At 68.4% G+C, this 16,209-nt stretch carries 12 protein-coding genes and 1 pseudogene; 9 read left to right on the forward strand and 4 right to left on the reverse strand.

What is annotated here, in order from left to right; all coding sequences use genetic code 11:
- Positions 1 to 2: 2 nt before the first annotated feature.
- From I6B53_RS05000 to I6B53_RS05010, 3 genes are read left to right on the forward strand one after another with little or no spacing between them, the layout of a single operon-like run.
- Complete coding sequence (locus I6B53_RS05000; RefSeq protein ID WP_216765134.1) at positions 3 to 647, forward strand: DUF3710 domain-containing protein; 645 nt, start codon at positions 3 to 5, stop codon at positions 645 to 647.
- Positions 640 to 1,038 carry a DNA-binding protein gene (locus I6B53_RS05005; protein WP_253953978.1) on the forward strand — a complete coding sequence of 133 codons (399 nt, stop codon included), beginning with the start codon at positions 640 to 642 and terminating at the stop codon, positions 1,036 to 1,038. Before I6B53_RS05000 ends, I6B53_RS05005 begins: the two co-directional genes overlap by 8 nt.
- Positions 1,035 to 1,751: a DUF3159 domain-containing protein gene (locus I6B53_RS05010; RefSeq protein WP_216765135.1), complete on the forward strand. Its 717-nt coding sequence runs from the start codon at positions 1,035 to 1,037 to the stop codon at positions 1,749 to 1,751. The genes I6B53_RS05005 and I6B53_RS05010 overlap by 4 nt, the downstream gene beginning before the upstream one ends.
- Before the next feature lie 15 nt (positions 1,752 to 1,766).
- On the opposite strand, the gene I6B53_RS05015 is transcribed toward I6B53_RS05010, so the two are convergent.
- Positions 1,767 to 2,480: a TrkA family potassium uptake protein gene (locus I6B53_RS05015; RefSeq protein WP_216765136.1), complete on the reverse strand. Its 714-nt coding sequence runs from the start codon at positions 2,478 to 2,480 to the stop codon at positions 1,767 to 1,769.
- 1 nt (position 2,481) lies between these two features.
- Entirely contained in the window at positions 2,482 to 3,132 is a 651-nt protein-coding gene (locus I6B53_RS05020; RefSeq protein ID WP_216765347.1) for a TrkA family potassium uptake protein, read from the reverse strand.
- Positions 3,133 to 3,266: 134 nt separating this feature from the next.
- Between I6B53_RS05020 and I6B53_RS05025 the strand changes: the two genes are divergently transcribed.
- The 5 genes from I6B53_RS05025 to I6B53_RS05045 all read left to right on the forward strand — a co-directional run bounded on the left by I6B53_RS05025 (position 3,267) and on the right by I6B53_RS05045 (position 10,121).
- Positions 3,267 to 5,288, forward strand: coding sequence for an APC family permease (locus tag I6B53_RS05025; protein WP_216765348.1), 2,022 nt, complete (start codon positions 3,267 to 3,269; stop codon positions 5,286 to 5,288).
- A 104-nt stretch (positions 5,289 to 5,392) separates the two neighbouring features.
- The gene (locus I6B53_RS05030) at positions 5,393 to 6,643 is read left to right on the forward strand and encodes a class I SAM-dependent RNA methyltransferase (RefSeq protein WP_253954007.1); all 1,251 of its coding nucleotides are present in this window, start codon (positions 5,393 to 5,395) and stop codon (positions 6,641 to 6,643) included.
- A gap of 236 nt (positions 6,644 to 6,879) precedes the next feature.
- Positions 6,880 to 9,567, forward strand: coding sequence for an aconitate hydratase AcnA (gene acnA, locus I6B53_RS05035; protein WP_216765138.1), 2,688 nt, complete (start codon positions 6,880 to 6,882; stop codon positions 9,565 to 9,567).
- Between the two features lie 39 nt (positions 9,568 to 9,606).
- Positions 9,607 to 9,822 carry a DUF2625 family protein gene (locus I6B53_RS05040; RefSeq protein ID WP_216765139.1) on the forward strand — a complete coding sequence of 72 codons (216 nt, stop codon included), beginning with the start codon at positions 9,607 to 9,609 and terminating at the stop codon, positions 9,820 to 9,822.
- A gap of 62 nt (positions 9,823 to 9,884) precedes the next feature.
- Positions 9,885 to 10,121, forward strand: coding sequence for a hypothetical protein (locus I6B53_RS05045; protein WP_216765140.1), 237 nt, complete (start codon positions 9,885 to 9,887; stop codon positions 10,119 to 10,121).
- A 60-nt stretch (positions 10,122 to 10,181) separates the two neighbouring features.
- Here the strand turns inward: I6B53_RS05045 and I6B53_RS05050 are convergent, their stop codons facing one another.
- Together I6B53_RS05050 and I6B53_RS05055 are read right to left on the reverse strand one after the other, a co-directional pair.
- Positions 10,182 to 12,032, reverse strand: a complete 1,851-nt coding sequence (locus tag I6B53_RS05050; RefSeq protein ID WP_216765141.1) for a chloride channel protein — start codon at positions 12,030 to 12,032, stop codon at positions 10,182 to 10,184.
- A gap of 59 nt (positions 12,033 to 12,091) precedes the next feature.
- A pseudogene (locus I6B53_RS05055) lies at positions 12,092 to 14,091 on the reverse strand (alpha/beta hydrolase family protein).
- A 127-nt stretch (positions 14,092 to 14,218) separates the two neighbouring features.
- Here I6B53_RS05055 and dxs point away from each other — a divergent pair.
- A complete protein-coding gene (gene dxs / locus I6B53_RS05060; RefSeq protein ID WP_216765142.1) occupies positions 14,219 to 16,144 on the forward strand; it encodes a 1-deoxy-D-xylulose-5-phosphate synthase in 1,926 nt (641 codons plus the stop codon).
- Positions 16,145 to 16,209 lie beyond the last annotated feature (65 nt).

Below are 16,209 nucleotides of genomic sequence, written 5' to 3' on the forward strand. Positions count from 1 at the left end.
CAGTGTTCTCCTTCAGGTCCCGTTCCGCCCACTCGCGCGCCGAGGAGTCGGCGCCGCGGCGTCTTCCCACGCTGAGGGACCCGGATCGCGTGTGGTCGCAGCCCGGCCCACGTGATGCCTCCGAGGTGAACCACTCGGTGGGCTACATCGACATGGGGTCACTGTGCGTGCCTGCCGTGCCCGGCATGCAGGTGCAGACGCAGATGGCCGACGACAAGCAGTCCGTCGTTCGCGTCATGCTGGTCCTTGGCACCTCCGGCCTGCAGATATCGCTGGCGGCGGCCCCCCGGTCCGGCGGGGTCTGGGACGAGCTGCGCTCACAGATCATCGGTGGCCTGCAGGCCGACGGCGCCCGGGTGGAGCAGGTCAAGGGACGATACGGTACGGAGATCCTCGCCGACGTGCCCGTGACGACACCGGATGGCGGTACGGCCTCCTCGCGCATGCGCATCATCGGCCGCGAAGGTCCCCGCTGGTTCGCGCGCATCGACGTGCTGGGGCCTGCGGTGTCCTCCCAGGAGGATGCCCGGAACCTGGAGCAGGTCATCGACCGTCTCGTGGTCGTGCGTGACCAGCATCCGCGTGCCCGCCTGGACCTGCTGCCGATCCACCTGCCCGAGGGCGCAGGGGAGAGCTCCGGTGTCTGAGTGGTTGGTGTCCGCGTGGAAACGGCTGCGCAGTGGCCTCGCCTTGGCCGGGGCCTCCGCTTCGCGTGAGGGCGTGGAGGCCGAGGACGAGGACCGTGCGCGCCGTGAACGTGGCCGCATTGCCGTGTGCGACGTGCAGGAACGCGCCCAGGTCGTCCTTTTCGGATCATTGAGTTCCATGACCTTCCCGCCCGAAGGCGCAGCCGCCGTCCTGCGCGCCACCCTTCACGACGGTACCGGCACCATCGAGTTGCTCTGGCACGGTAGGCGCTCGATTCCTGGCCTGCACGTGGGCGCCAGGGTCGAGGTCGAAGGTGTGGCCGGCCGCCAAGGGGGGCTCCTGACCATCGTCAACCCCCTGTATCGTCTCGTCGCGCCGGAGCACGAATGAACCCGCAGAACGAAGACACGTCCGTTGGTGGCCCGGCCTCGTCGAATGGGGGCGGATCCCCCATCGTCCGGCAGTTGGGTGACAAGACCTTCTCGTGGTCGGCCGTCATCGGCGGCCCCCGGGAGGTGGCCGAATCCGTCCTGCCCGCCGTGGTCTTCCTAGGGGTTTTCGTCCCGACCCGCAACCTCCTGTGGGCACTTGTCGCTGCTTGCGTGTTGGCCATCGTCTTCACCGTGGTGCGGCTGGTCCTGCGAGAAAGTCTCCTGCAGGCGATTTCCGGCCTGATGGGCGTGGCGCTGTCAGTGGCATTGGCCGCGTGGACCGGCAGGGGAGAGGACTACTTCTTGTGGGGCCTGGTCTCGGCAGGTCTGTTCGCCACCGTCCTGGGCCTGTCCGCCCTGGTCCGGCGCCCTTTGGTGGGAGTCGTCCTCGAGATGGTCTGGGGTCTTGCGCCCTCGTGGTGGCGGGATCCGCAGTGCAGGGAGCTTCGTCGACGCGCCCACTTGGTCACTTGGGCGTGGTGTGCGATGTTCGCCCTCAGGCTGGCCGTCCAGTACCCCTTGTGGAGCGCGGGAATGGTGGCCGAGCTGGGAGTGGCGAAGATGGTGCTGGGCTTGCCCCTCTTCGCCGTCCTGGCTTGGCTGACCTGGCTGCTCCTGCACCGTTTCGCGCCCAGTCGCACCGGGCAGGGGGCCCGGTCCGAGTCCGAGTGAGTCGGGGCAAGGGCCTCACCACGCGGCGTCCAGGTCCCCGGTTCCCTCGTCCTCGCCCCGCGGGCGCACCTCCACCATCCGTGCGAGCTCTCCGAGGACGGCCCGGTCCGTGTCCGGCACGAGGAGCACCAATTCGTCGCCGGACTCCAACAGGTCGTCGGCACCCGGGGTGATCGGTCGCCCGTCGCGCAGCAGCGCGGTCAGGGCCACGCGGGCCGGCCACTGGATGCGTCCGGCGGCCTGGCCGGACAGGGCCGACCCTTCGGGCAGGGTGAGCGCGTACATCGACACGTCGGAGTTGTTGAAGGAGAAGAGACGCACCGGGAGTCCCTCGCTGATGGCCTCTTCGACGAGGGCGGTGACAATACGCGAGGTGGACACGAGGACGTCCACACCCCACGAAGCGTCGAAGAGCCACTCGTTCTTGGGATTCGTCAGTCGGGCCACGACACGGGGCACGGAGAATTCCGTCTTGGCCAGCAGGGAGATGACGAGATTCGCCTTGTCGTCACCGGTGGTGGCCACGAGGACGTCGGCATCGCCCACCCCCGCCTCGCGAAGCGCGTCCGGTGAACAGGCATCGGCCAGGACCCAGTCGGCCTCGGCCACGGAGGAGACGCGGATCTGGTCGGGCTGGTGGTCGATGAGGGTGACATCGTGACCGTGGTCGATGAGCTCCAGTGCGACGGTCCGGCCGACGGCGCCGGCTCCTGCGATGACGATCTTCACCTCATGCCTCCAACTTCGGTGCCCGGGTCAGGACACCCTTGACCTTGGTCGCGTCCTTGCCGGCGACGGCGAAGAAGAGCTGGTCGTGTTCCTGGACGACCAGGTCGGCCCGCGCGGGCACCACGGCGCCCAGTCGCGAGACGAAGGCGATCCGTTCTCCGGTGAGTTCTTCGACCATGGGGAAGGGCACGCCCAGCCAAGGAGCCACCGGGGTGGCCGTGACCAGCGAGACCATCCCCGACGGGTGGGTCCACGTGACATCGGCCGAAGGTGGCAGCAGGCGGCGCAACACCGACTGGGCGGTCCGCTGGACGGTGGCGACGGTGGGGATTCCGAGGCGTTCGTAGACGATTGCGCGGGCCGGGTCGTTGATCCTGGCCACCGCTCTTTCGACGTGGAAGACCTCACGTGCCAGGCGGGCGGAGATGATGTTCGAGTTGTCTCCGCTGGAGACGGCCGCGAAGGCGTAGGCGTCCTTCAGCCCGGCCTGGCGCAGCACCTCCCTGTCCATTCCCAGGCCGGTGACGCGGCGGCCCGAGAAGTCCTGCGGCAGTCTGGCGAATGCCCGTGGGTCCGCGTCGATGACGCCCACCGAGTGTCCGTTCTGGTCCAAGGTGGTGGCCAGCAGGGCGCCCACCCGACCGCATCCCATGATGACGAAGTGCACGGCTCAAACGTACCGCGCGGACGCGGCACAGGACACTTTGCCGGTGCGCAGGCCCTCCGAGACGGGGCAGGTGGTCCCAGTCGCGGGCCGCAGGACTACGCTGTGGCTTCGTGCGCGAAATGTTCACGCACGCCAAGCGCGTGCTCATCGGGCGACCCATGCGGTCGGATGCGGCTGGACACCAGCTCCTGTCCAAACGTGTGGCCCTGCCCGTCTTCGCATCGGATGCCCTGTCCTCGGTGGCCTACGCCCCCGACGAGATCCTCCTGACCCTGGCCCTTGCCGGTTCACTGGCCGCCCTCCAGTCGTTCTGGGTCGGTGTGGCGGTGTCCGCGGTCCTGGCGGTCGTGGTCCTTTCCTACCGTCAGACGGTGCATGCCTACCCCAGCGGCGGAGGCGACTACGAGGTCGTCACGACCAACCTGGGCCCCACGTGGGGGCTCCTGGTCGCATCGGCGCTGCTGGTGGACTACGTCCTGACCGTCGCGGTCTCGGTGTCCTCGGGCGCCCACTACCTCACCACCGCGGTGCCGTGGCTCGACGGTCACGAGGTGGTCATTGCCGTCACCCTGGTAGCGGTCCTCACCGTCCTCAACCTGCGCGGTACGAAGGAGGCCGGTCTGGCCTTCGCCATCCCCACCTACGTGTACATGCTCTCCATCGCCCTGATGGTGGTCGTCGGCTTCGTGAAGATGGCCACTGGCACACTGGGGGCGGCGCCCACGGCCCAGTACGACCTCGTGCCCGAGGCCACGCACGCGGAAGGACTTGTGGGTCTGGGAGGAGCGTTCCTCCTCATGCGAGCCTTCTCCTCCGGCTGTGCGGCACTGACCGGTGTGGAGGCCATCTCCAACGGCGTCCCCGTCTTCCGACGCCCAAAGTCCCGCAATGCCGCCACCACTTTGGGACTGCTCGGTTCGATCGCTGCCGCCATGATGCTCTCGATCCTCGTCCTTGCGCGAGCCAGCGGGGTCAAGGTCGTCGAGAATCCGGCCACTCAACTGGTGTTGAACGGAAAGAGCGTCGGCGACATCGACATGGATCCCGCGATCGGTCAGATCGCCAAGGCCGTCTTCGGCGACGGGTCCGTCTTGTTCTACCTCGTCACCGTCGTCACGGGCCTCATCCTGGTCCTGGCGGCCAACACTGCCTTCAACGGCTTCCCGACCCTGGCTTCGGTGCTCTCCCACGACTCCTTCCTGCCCCGCCAGTTGCACGAGCGGGGAGACCGCCTGTCCTATTCCAACGGAATCCTCGCCCTGGCGGTGGCGGCAGGGGTCCTCATCGTCGCCTTCGACGCGGAGGTCACACGACTCATCCAGCTCTACGTGGTCGGCGTCTTCGTGTCCTTCACCCTGTCCCAGCTGGGAATGATCCGACATTGGAACCGCCGACTGCGCACCCCGCAAAGTGGCGACGAGCGTTCGGCCGCGCTGCGTTCCAGGGCTGTCAACGTCGTCGGTTTCATGGCGACCGCCCTGGTTCTCGGCGTGGTCCTCGTGACCAAGTTCAGCCATGGAGCATGGATCACGTTGCTGCTCATGGCTCTGGTCTTCGTCGTCCAAAAGCTCATCCGCAGTCACTACGACGCCACCGCCGTACAACTCCGGGTCGAGGACTGGTCGGCCAAACGCGCTCTGCCGACACGTGTGCGGGCCCTGGTCCTCGTCTCGGGCCTGTCGAAGCCCGCCATGCGGGCCGTGGCAACCGCCCGCGCCGCATCGCCCTCGTCCCTGGAACTGGTCAGCGTCGTGCGTGACTCCTCCGAGGAGGAGCGCATCCGTACGGCGTGGGAGGCTTCCGGGCTGCCTCTGCCGCTGACGCTGGTCTCCTCCCCCTACCGGGACGTCACCGGAGTGGTCACCCAGTACGTGCGGGACCTCAGACGCAGCAACCCGGGAGAGATGCTCGTCGTCTACGTCCCCGAGTTCCTCGTGAGGCACTGGTGGGAGAACGGGTTGCACAACGGGACGGCCGCCGCCTTGCGCCGTTCGCTGGTGAGGATCCCGGGTGTCGTCCTCACCTTCGTGCCGTGGATGCTCGGCGAGGACGACGTCGTCGAGGGGCGCCAACTCGTCAACGACCCGTTCCGTCCGGCACTGCAGGCTCCACCACGTGTCAAGGAGGATGAGTCACGGTGACCAATGCACGAGGACGACGCCGGCCGGTCCCTCGCCGATCGGGCGCTGCCCGTTCGACCACCCCGGCAGGCGCCCAGGACCGGGTCCCGCCGGAGGAACTCACCCTGCGTCTGGGGGAGGCGGCCCACGGCGGGGCCTGCGTGGCCCGTGACGGCGGGGGCCGAGTCGTCTTCGTCCGCCACGGCCTGCCCGGAGAGCTTGTGCGCGCCCGGGTCACCTCGGTGCGCAACCGGTTGGCGTTGGCCGACGCCGTGGAGGTCCTCGAAGCCTCGCCCGACCGCGTGCCCTCGGTGTGGCCCGATGCCGGCCCGGCAGGTGTGGGCGGGGCGGAGTTGGCCCATGTGGCTCCATGTGCCCAGAGGCGCTGGAAGGCGGACGTGGTCCGTGGACAGCTGCGTCGCATCGGCGGGCAGGAACTGTGGGATGCGGTCGACGCCATTGGCGGGGTCGAGGTCCTGCCGGCGCCGGGGGACATGGCGCCCGATGATCCTCTGTTGCAACGTCGCACGCGGATCGAGGTCGTCATTGACCACGACGGGCGTCCAGCGATGGCCCGCCACCGCGGACACGACCTGGTACCCCTGACCTCGATGCCTCTGGCGGTCCGGGGCATCGAGGACCTCGACCTCTTCTCCGCCTCATCTCCGTGGGCTGGGCTCTGGCGCCCGGGGAGCCGGGTGCGCGCGTTGGCGCCGACAGGGGACTCCCCGCATGTCCTTGTGGGCCGGCAACTCTTCGATTCCCAAGGGTGCAAGGTTCGACGAGAGGTTCTTGACTGGGTGGTGGAGGTGGGCGGACAAGTCCGACACTTCGCTGTGCGGCCCGCAGGCTTTTGGCAGACCCACCGTGAAGGGGCAGGGGTCCTCGCTCAGGGAGTGCTCGACGCCGCCAAGGTCGCGCCGGGGGACAGGGTCATGGAACTCTATTCCGGCGCCGGGCTGTTCTCCTTGTTCCTGGCGGAGTCCGTCGGTCCGCGTGGGCGCGTCCTCACCCTGGAGGGCGACGAGGGTGCCGTGGTGGACGCACGCGCCAACACCGCCTCCCAAGCTGCCGTGGAGACCTGTGTCGGCCGCGTCGACCGCGACGGGGTGGCGGACTTGGCCGGTGAGCTGGGTGCGCGCGCCGACCTGGTGGTCCTTGACCCACCCAGGATCGGTGCCGGAGCGCAGGTGTGCGAGGCGATCGCCGCCACGGAGGCGAGGCGCGTGGTCCTCGTGTCCTGTGATCCGGCTGCGGGGGCGCGTGATCTGGCCTCGCTGGTGGGTGCGGGCTACGTGGTGGAGTCCCTGCGGGCCTGGGACCTGTTCCCGCACACGCACCACGTCGAGTTCATTGCGGGACTCGTGCGCCCCTGAACCCGGGCAGACACCTCTTAACGCGCGCAGTGCGTGACCTATTTGTGGTCACGTTTTCCGGGGCAACTCTCGCCGGGCGGTGCGCCAAGCCCTGTATTTCGGCGCGATCGCGCCGATGGTGAAGGGCTCGTCGGCCATGGTGGAACCTGCTTGCAGGGGGCTCGGAGCACACTTATCTTGATGTCGAGATATCTGGGTGCGAGTGCCCGGACCCGGCCCTGACCAAAGGAGACCACATGGCCAGCATCGACTCCTTCGGCGCACGTTCGACCCTTCCCGTCGGCCAGCGCGAGTACGTCATCCACCGCCTCGATGCGGTGCCCGGCACCGAGAAGCTGCCCTATTGCCTCAAGGTCCTCGCCGAGAACCTGCTGCGCACCGAGGACGGCGCCAACGTCACCGCCGACCAGGTGCGCGCACTGGCCAACTGGGACCCCACCGCCGAACCCGACACGGAGATCCAATTCACCCCGGCCCGCGTGGTCATGCAGGACTTCACCGGCGTGCCCTGCATCGTCGACCTTGCCACCATGCGCGAGGCCGTGGCGGACCTGGGTGGGGACCCCACACGCATCAACCCGCTGGCCCCCGCAGAGATGGTCATCGACCACTCCGTCCAGATCGACGTCTTCGGTCGCCCCGACGCCTTCGAACGCAATGTCGAACGCGAATACGAACGCAATGGAGAGCGCTACCAGTTCCTGCGCTGGGGTCAGGGCGCCTTCGACAACTTCCGCGTGGTCCCGCCGGGTACGGGCATCGTCCACCAGGTCAACATCGAACACCTGGCCCGCACCGTCTTCACCCGCGAGGTCGGCGACGGCAGCATCGAGGCCTACCCGGACACCTGCGTGGGCACCGACTCCCACACGACCATGGTCAACGGCCTGGGTGTGCTCGGCTGGGGCGTCGGTGGCATCGAGGCCGAGGCCGCCATGCTCGGCCAACCCGTGTCGATGCTCATCCCCAAGGTCGTCGGCTTCAAGTTGTCGGGTGCGATCCCGTCGGGTGTGACCGCCACCGACGTGGTCCTGACCATCACCCAGATGCTGCGCGCCCACGGGGTGGTGGGAAAATTCGTCGAGTTCTACGGCGAATCCGTCGGCGCAGTGCCCTTGGCCAACCGTGCCACCATCGGCAACATGAGCCCCGAGTTCGGTTCCACCGCCGCAATCTTCCCCATCGACGAAGTCACTTTGGACTATCTGCGCCTGACCGGCCGCAGCGAGGAGTCCATCGCCCTGGTCGAGGCCTACACGAAGGCCCAAGGACTCTGGCACGACCCCTCACGCGAGGCCACCTACTCGGAGTACCTCGAACTGGATCTGTCCACCGTGGTGCCCTCCATCGCCGGCCCCAAGCGACCCCAGGACCGGATCGTCCTGTCCGAGTCCAAGGGCGCCTTCGGCCGTGCCATCGGCACCTACGCCCCTGAGGGCGTCCGCGAGGACGTGGTCGTCACCATGGAGGACGGCACCGCAACCCGCCTCAACCACGGGGACGTGGCGATCGCTTCGATCACCTCGTGCACCAACACCTCGAACCCGTCGGTCATGCTGGCCGCAGGCCTGCTGGCCCGCAAGGCGGTGGCCCGGGGGCTGCGCTCCAAGCCGTGGGTGAAGACGTCAATGGCCCCCGGATCGAAGGTCGTCACCGACTACTACGACAAGGCGGGCCTGTGGGCTGACCTGGATGCCCTGGGCTTCAACCTGGTCGGCTACGGCTGCGCCACCTGCATCGGTAACTCCGGCCCCCTGCCCGAGGCCGTCTCGGCCGCCGTTCGTGAGCACGACTTGGCGGTGGTCTCAGTCCTGTCGGGCAACCGCAACTTCGAGGGGCGCATCAACCCCGACGTCAAGATGAACTACCTGGCATCCCCGCCCCTGGTCATCGCCTACGCGCTGGCCGGCACCATGGACTTCGACTTCGAGACCCAGCCGCTCGGCCAGGACCCGGACGGGGGGGACGTGTACCTGCGAGACATCTGGCCCTCGGCGGAAGAGGTTCAGCAGACCATCGACACGGCCATCACCCGCGAGATGTTCGAGGGCTCCTACAAGGACGTCTTCGCCGGGGACGCGCGTTGGCAGGGACTGGACACCCCGGAAGGTGACGTCTTCGCCTGGGACGAGGCCTCCACCTACGTGCGCAAGCCCCCGTACTTCGAGGGCATGGGCATGACTGCGGAACCGGTGAGCGACATCCACGGGGCACGGGTGCTGCTCAAACTGGGGGACTCGGTGACCACCGACCACATCTCGCCGGCCGGCTCCTTCAAGCCGGAGACCCCGGCGGGCCGGTACCTGCTGGCACATGGGGTCGAGCGCCGCGACTTCAACAGCTACGGCTCGCGCCGCGGCAACCACGAGGTCATGATCCGCGGCACCTTCGCCAACATCCGCATCCGCAACGAGGTCGTCCCAGGCGTCGAAGGCGGTTTCACCAAGGACTTCACGAAGGCCGACGCCCCAGTGGTGCCCGTCTACGATGCGGCGCAGGCCTATCTGGCGGCAGGTGTGCCGCTGGTGGTGCTCGGCGGCAAGGAGTACGGCTCCGGGTCCTCGCGTGACTGGGCGGCCAAGGGCACGTCGCTGTTGGGTGTCAAGGCGGTCATCACCGAGTCCTTTGAACGCATCCACCGCTCGAACCTCATCGGCATGGGTGTCCTGCCCCTGCAGTTCCCTGCGGGGCAGACGCGCGACAGCCTGGGGCTGACCGGCCAGGAGACCTTCGAGATCACGGGAATCGAGGCCCTCAACGAGGGTGTCACCCCGAAGACCGTCAAGGTCGTCGCCACTCGGGAGGGGGCCGATCCCATCGAGTTCGATGCCGTGGTGCGCATCGACACCCCCGGCGAGGCCGACTACTACCGCAACGGCGGCATTCTCCGGTACGTCCTGCGGGAGCTGGCCAAACGTGGCTGAACCCCTCCCGCGCAATACTCAGGCGGGTGGGAAAAGCGAGTGTGGACCGACCAGCCGACGAAGGGAATGCGTGAGGGGAAAGTCTGGGAGATCATCACTGCCGCCGTCCAGGAATCGCCGAGGAGGGCACGCATCCTCCCGGCCGCAGACCCCGCGTGTTGCGCAGAGCCCGCACAGAGGATGCACCTGAGCGAGGCCTCCGTCCTCGGCTCACGTGTGCTCAACTGCGGCGGACTCGTCCTCGACCCCGGGTGACTGTGCATCCTCGGCGGAGTCTTCGCCATCGATGGGGGAGGGCTCGGCATCGCCCCGGGCAGATGTGCCACCTGGCCCCCGACACCTTGGCGTGGAAGGGGATGGGCGCCGACCTCACCGGAGCACCCGACCTTCCACAAGGCGTCGCGCTGGCCCGGCTGGCAGGCGGAGGTCGAGCATCTGCCGCTGGATCGGGGATCTCCGTCGTCCCATTCCTGTTCACCAAGGTCGACATCACCACCGCCAGCAGGCACCCCGTCCCGCTGAAGGAATTGCACGAGCTCCACTGCGCCCTCTGAGGTGGCCGCTGCGTCCATCGCCCCCCCACGCGGGTCCGAGAACCGCTCCGGCGCCCGACGTCAACGCAAGGACGAGCGCGAGTGCCTCTCGCGCCAGCGTGAACCCCACGAACTCTCACGGCCGGCAGCAAGGGCCCTGTGCTGATCCCTGTTCATGAGCTCGACCAGGTCCGCCCTGGTGATCCACCCGACAGGGCCGGCTGCGGCCCCCTCGTCGAAGGAACGCGGCAGCACGGGAATGCCCTCGGTGCGCCCGTTCGCCAGGACGTCCAGCACCCGGGAGGGCAGGTCGTCCTCGCACACATGGGTGGGGTCCAGGCGCACCTCGGACAGGGCAGTGTGCGGATCCAGACCCTGAGCGACCAGGGCGGCCAGGTCAAGGGCGCTCACCGAGCCGACGAAAGTGGCCCCATTTCCTGCGGGTCCCTCGCACACGGGCAGGGAGGCGGCGCACGAGCGACGCATGAGGGAAATCGCATGGGCGACCTCGTCGGTCACCGACAGGACGGCCGGAAGCGGCCGCATGAGGCGCGAAGCCGGTCGGCGCCCCAGCAGCGTGTGGTCGACGGGCTCGTCCAGGACGTCGCCGCGTCGGCGCAGCTTCTCCGTGTAAATCGTCGCACGAGTGAGGAAACGGGAGACGGCGGTGGCGATGACCACGGCGAGCATCATCGGCAGGATCAGCCCGTACTGGCCGGTCATCTCCACGATGATGAGCACGGCCGTCATCGGTGCGCGAGCTGCCCCCGCGAAGGCCGCCCCCATGCCGATGACGCCGAACACTGCCGCAGGGGTCGAGGACAGCGGCGCAAGACCCTGCCCGAAGGCCACACCGACCATCGCCCCCATGAACAGGGTGGGGGCGAAGACCCCGCCGGAGCCGCCCATGCCGATCGTCCACGAGGTGAGCAGCGCCCGCCCGAACAACAGCAGGAGGAGGAAAGGAATCGTGAAGTCTCCACGCAGCGCCGCCAATTGCACGGACTGCCCGGACCCGTACATCTGCGGGAAGGCGATGAGAGCGGCTCCGAGGGCAACACCCAGGACGACGGGCCTTGACCATTCGGGCAACCGGATCCGTTCCCACAGCCAGTCGATTCCGTCCTCGACCAGGTAGAGCAGTTTGGAGAACCCCAGACCTGCCAGCCCCGCGAGGAACCCGAGCAGCGCGATCCACGCCATGTCCTGCATTGCGGGCAGTGAGAGGTCCACACCGAGGTCGACCAAAGGATGGTCCCCTCGCACCACCGTGGCCACCACGGAGGCCGCCACCGAGGACAGCACGACATAGCCGAAGGCCTCGGCGGTGAAGGAGACAAGGATGACCTCCAGTGCGAAGACCGCTCCGGCCAGGGGCGCGTGGAAGGTGGCCGCAATGCCGCCGGCCGCCCCGCACGAGGCCAAGAGGATCACCCGCGAGGTCGGCAGGGCGAGCAAGGTCGCCACACTGGAGCCGAGGGACGCGCCGACCTGGACGATGGGCCCCTCACGGCCGGCCGACCCGCCGCCGATCGTCAGCGAAGACGCAACAAGTTTGACCACGGCCACACGCCCGGGAATCCTGCCGCCCTTGCGCTGGACGGCCAACATCACCTCGGGGATGCCGTGTCCGCGGGCGCTGGGCGCGAAGCGCTGGACCAGGGGACCGTAGAGCAGGGCTGAGACCACTGGCGCCAGGAGCAGGAACACCCAGGGCGCCCAGCCCCACGTGCCGTGCGCCTGACCCGCATGGGACGGGTAGTCCTCGAATCCGGTGAGCAGGCGACTCCACAGGTGGATCATGAGGTCGAAGAGCAGAGAAGCGGCGCCGACGAGGACGCCGATGAGCACGGCGACCACGGCCAAGGCACTCCGGTGGCCGGCCACGGTCCGGCACAGCCGGGTACGCCATTGGTGCGCGGAAGTGGTCATCGTCTCAGTGCAGGTGTCGAGAGGGACAAGGGGAAGCGGACAGAGTCAGCGGCAGGGGCTCACAGGTTCGTCACGGGGATCGGGCAGGCTCCGTCCGGGGCGATGCCCCACACGGAGGCGTAGAACCCGAGCTCGGTCTCCCACGCCACCTTGATGTTGTCCGCCTTGCGGAATCCGTGACCCTCTCCCTCGAAGATGCGAAGGGCCACAGGGCGGCCTGCTGCCGCCAGGACGTCGTGCATGGACTGGGCCTGGGCAGGAGGGACCACTCGGTCCTCTGCGCCCTGCAACAGCAGCAGCGGAGCCGACACGGCCTCGGTGTGGTGGATGGGGGAACGCTCCGCGAACACGGGATCGTCCAGGTCATCGGTGCCCAGCAGACGGTGGACGTACCGCGACTCGAACTTGTGGGTCTCCTTGGCCAGTGCGACTAGGTCGCCGATCCCGTAGAAGGACACTCCGGCGGAGAACACGTCGCTGGTGGAAAGGGCCGACAGGACAGTGAACCCGCCTGCCGAACCCCCACGGATCGCCATTCGTCGGGGGTCGACCAGTTGGCGTCCGGCCAGGTATCGGGCACCGTCGATGCAGTCCTGGACGTCGATGACGCCCCACTGGCCGTTGAGGCGCTCGCGGTAGGCGCGTCCGAATCCTGTGGACCCCCGGTAGTTGACGTCCAGGACGGCGAAGCCACGGCTGGTCCAGTACTGGAAGGGGATCGACAGGCCGGGGCGGGCCGACGAGGTCGGACCCCCGTGCACATTGACGATGAGGGGGGCAGCTCGCCCTCGGGCCCCACGTGGTAGGGGTTGGTCGGCGGGTAGAAGAAGCCGTGGGCCTCCTCACCGTCCGAGGTGGCCCACGAGATGGAGCGGGCCACGGAGACGAACTCCGGGTCGATCTCCGCCTCGGAGGAAGGGCGGATGACGGTGGTCACCCCGTCCTTGACCTCGACGATGGCGGGGGTGTGGGTGGCCGAGTCGGCGAGGAAGACCACTCGGCCGTCGTCCGCCGCGACATTGCCGATCGGCCACCAGCCGGTCGCCCATTCCTCGGCCAGACCGTTGTCGATGCGAATGGTGCCCACCCGCCAGGTGACGTCCTCGGCCCACGAGCAGATGAGGTGCTCGTGATCGAAGTTGTCGAAGGAGTGCAGGCCCAACTGCCAGTGCGGGTGGGAAAAGGCCTTGCGGCCCGGGTGCAGTTCCCGTGTGCGCAGGCGGGTCGTCCACGCGTCGACGTCCTCGCCCTCGTGCCAGTGGAATCCCTCGGTGCGGTAGAGGTTGGCCCAGCCCGTGGAGTCGTCCACGTGGACGAGGTCGCCGCTGAGGGTCCATCGTGGCTCGTACACGCACACGTCGAGGGCATCGACGAGGACGCGGTGGGTGACCACGCGCCCGTCGAAGTCAAGACGGCCCACGTGCAGGGCGCTGCGGGTCCACGGCATGTCCGGGTGGTTCCATGACAGCCATGCGAGTTTGGACTCGTCGGGGGACAAGGTCGGCGCCATGACGAAGTCAGTGCCCTCGAAGATCGTCACGACCCGCGAGGCGTCGCGGGCCGCAGACCCGTCCATGGGCACCGCCACCAAGGAGTTCACGACTTCACCCGCCACCGTGTGGTCCTCGCGCACCGCGTAGACGATGCCGCGCACATCGGCGATCTCCAGGTCGCCGAAACGCATGTCGGCCATGGGGGTCAGCGGGACAGGGACGGCGCGGGGATCTTTGCGGTCGAACTTGTACAGGCGCCCGTCGAAGCCGTCGGAGAAGACGATCATGCCGTCCAGCACCGCGTAGGCGCGGCCCCCGTACTCGTGGACGCGGGTGCGCACGTCGGGCAGACGCACCTCGTCGATCATCGGAAGCACCTCACTGGTCTGCCCCAAGCGGTTGCGGCGCAAGAGGGTGTTGCGGCCACCGGCCCTGGGATTGCCTTCGACCCAGTAGGTGTCCGGCCCGTCCACGCGCACCTGTGACAGCACCACGCTGCGGGCGACGAAGGAATCGCCGGTGATGGGGGAGGACCAATCGCCGTAGGGCGCTCTTGCCTGTGACATGCGTACCTCTTCGTCAGGGTCGTCACGGACTGCTTGCGGGTCCGTGGGCACGAGTCCAATCCTAGTCACCGCGGGCCCCGACCGGTCGATGCAGTGATGGCGCGGTGGGAGCACTACACTCCCCATCATGGTCGGACGGGACGAGCAGCCGGATCTGCTGGCGCGGGTGCATGAACCTGCAGCTCTGCGCTCCTTCACACCTGCCGAACTCGTGGACGTGGCGGCGCAGGTGCGCGCGCGCCTCATCGAGTCGGTCTCCCGGACCGGTGGACACCTGGGCCCCAACCTGGGAGTCGTCGAACTGACCTTGGCCCTGCACCGCGTCTTCGACTCGCCACGCGACACCCTGGTCTTCGACACAGGCCACCAGGCCTACGTCCACAAGATGCTCACCGGCCGCGCAGACCTTTCGACCCTGCGCCAGGAAGGCGGCCTGTCCGGGTACCCCAGCCGCAGCGAGTCGGTGCACGACGTGGTCGAGAACTCCCATGCATCGACCTCCCTGTCCTGGGTCGACGGCATCTCCCGAGAGAAACAGCGCTCAGGGGACATGTCGTGGACGATCGCCGTGATCGGCGACGGGGCCCTGACCGGAGGCATGGCCTGGGAGGCCCTGAACAACATTGCCTCCGATCCGTACCGGCGCGTCCTGGTCGTCGTCAACGACAACGGGCGTTCCTACGCGCCGACCATCGGCGGGGTGGCCCACCACCTGGACTTCCTGCGTTCGTCGAAGAACTACGAGCGCGCGCTGTCGTGGACCAAGGACCGGCTGCTGCGCCTGGGTGACCCGGGACGGGCCGCCTACGACGCCCTCCACGGGCTCAAGGCCGGCCTCAAGGACGCCCTCATTCCGCAGGCCATGTTCGAAGACCTCGGCCTGAAGTACTTGGGACCCGTCAACGGCCATGACGTCATCGCCCTGGAGGACCTGTTCCAGCGGGCCTCGGGACTGGACGGCCCGGTCCTGGTCCATGTGATGACCCAGAAGGGTTTCGGCTACACCCCCGCCGAAGAGGACATCGCCGACCGCTTCCACGCGGTGGGGCGGATCCACCCGGAGACCGGCTTGCCGGTCGCACCCGCCAAATTCGGCTGGACCAGCGTCTTCGCGGATGAGATGTGCCTGATCGCCAGGCAGCGCCCCGACATCGTGGCCCTTACAGCCGCCATGTTGTTGCCGGTCGGTCTTGGGCCCATGGCCGAGGAGTTCCCCGAGCGGGTCATCGACGTGGGCATCGCCGAACAGCATGCGGCGGCCGCCGCCGCCGGCATGGCCTTCGCAGGCGCCCACCCGGTCTTCGCCGTCTACGCGACCTTCCTCAACCGGGCCTTCGACCAGGTTCTCATGGACGTGGCCCTGCATCGGGCCGGAGTCACCTTCGTCCTGGACCGCGCCGGCATCACGGGAGACGACGGAGCCAGCCACAACGGCATGTGGGACGTGTCCATGCTGCAGGTCGTGCCCGGTCTGCGCATGGCGGCCCCACGTGACGAAACCACCCTACGTGAAGAGCTCCGCGAGGCAGTCGAGGTCGCTGACGCCCCGACCGTCCTGCGCTACAGGAAAGGCTCCCTGCCCGCGCCGATCGAGGCTCTGCGCCGACACGGAGTCGTCGACGTCCTCATGGACGAATGGGCCGAGCACGCCGCAGGCCCGGGCGGGACCGGCGAGGGGGCGAGCGCGGATTCTTCCCTCGTGCTCCTCATCGCCATGGGCTCCCTCGTGCCCCAGGCGTTGGAGGCCGCCGCCGCACTGTCCGCGCAGGGCCACCGGGTGCGCGTGGTCGACCCCAGGTGGATCATCCCCGTACCCGAGGACCTGCGGGAACTCGCCGTCGGAGCGGACCTCGTCGTCACCGTCGAGGACGGGATCGTCGAGGGCGGATTCGGCTGGTCTGTCCGCGACCTGCTGGGCACCTCTCGGATTCCGGTCGTCACCCTGGGGGTTCCGCGCCGCTTCCTGGACCACGCCACCCGCGAATCCATCCTGACCGGCCTCGGACTGGACGCCGTGGGCATTGCCGCCGCAGTGCGGGCGCACCTGGCCTGACACCCTCGCACCTGGCCGGCGGTCCTGACCTCCACCAAGCCGGCAGGGGGCGCCGCCTGGGCGCC

It is taken from the genome of Schaalia sp. 19OD2882 (assembly GCF_018986735.1).
In the GTDB taxonomy this organism is placed as follows: Bacteria; Actinomycetota; Actinomycetes; order Actinomycetales; family Actinomycetaceae; genus Pauljensenia.

What these genes read in the sequence shown, in the direction of transcription:
- I6B53_RS05010 (WP_216765135.1), top strand. Translation starts at nt 1,035, where the DNA reads ATGAACCCGCAGAACGAAGACACGTCCGTTGGTGGCCCGGCCTCGTCG.
- I6B53_RS05020 (WP_216765347.1), bottom strand. Translation starts at nt 3,132, where the DNA reads ATGGGATGCGGTCGGGTGGGCGCCCTGCTGGCCACCACCTTGGACCAG.
- I6B53_RS05025 (WP_216765348.1), top strand. Translation starts at nt 3,267, where the DNA reads ATGTTCACGCACGCCAAGCGCGTGCTCATCGGGCGACCCATGCGGTCG.
- acnA (WP_216765138.1), top strand. Translation starts at nt 6,880, where the DNA reads ATGGCCAGCATCGACTCCTTCGGCGCACGTTCGACCCTTCCCGTCGGC.
- I6B53_RS05045 (WP_216765140.1), top strand. Translation starts at nt 9,885, where the DNA reads ATGTGCCACCTGGCCCCCGACACCTTGGCGTGGAAGGGGATGGGCGCC.
- I6B53_RS05050 (WP_216765141.1), bottom strand. Translation starts at nt 12,032, where the DNA reads ATGACCACTTCCGCGCACCAATGGCGTACCCGGCTGTGCCGGACCGTG.
- dxs (WP_216765142.1), top strand. Translation starts at nt 14,219, where the DNA reads ATGGTCGGACGGGACGAGCAGCCGGATCTGCTGGCGCGGGTGCATGAA.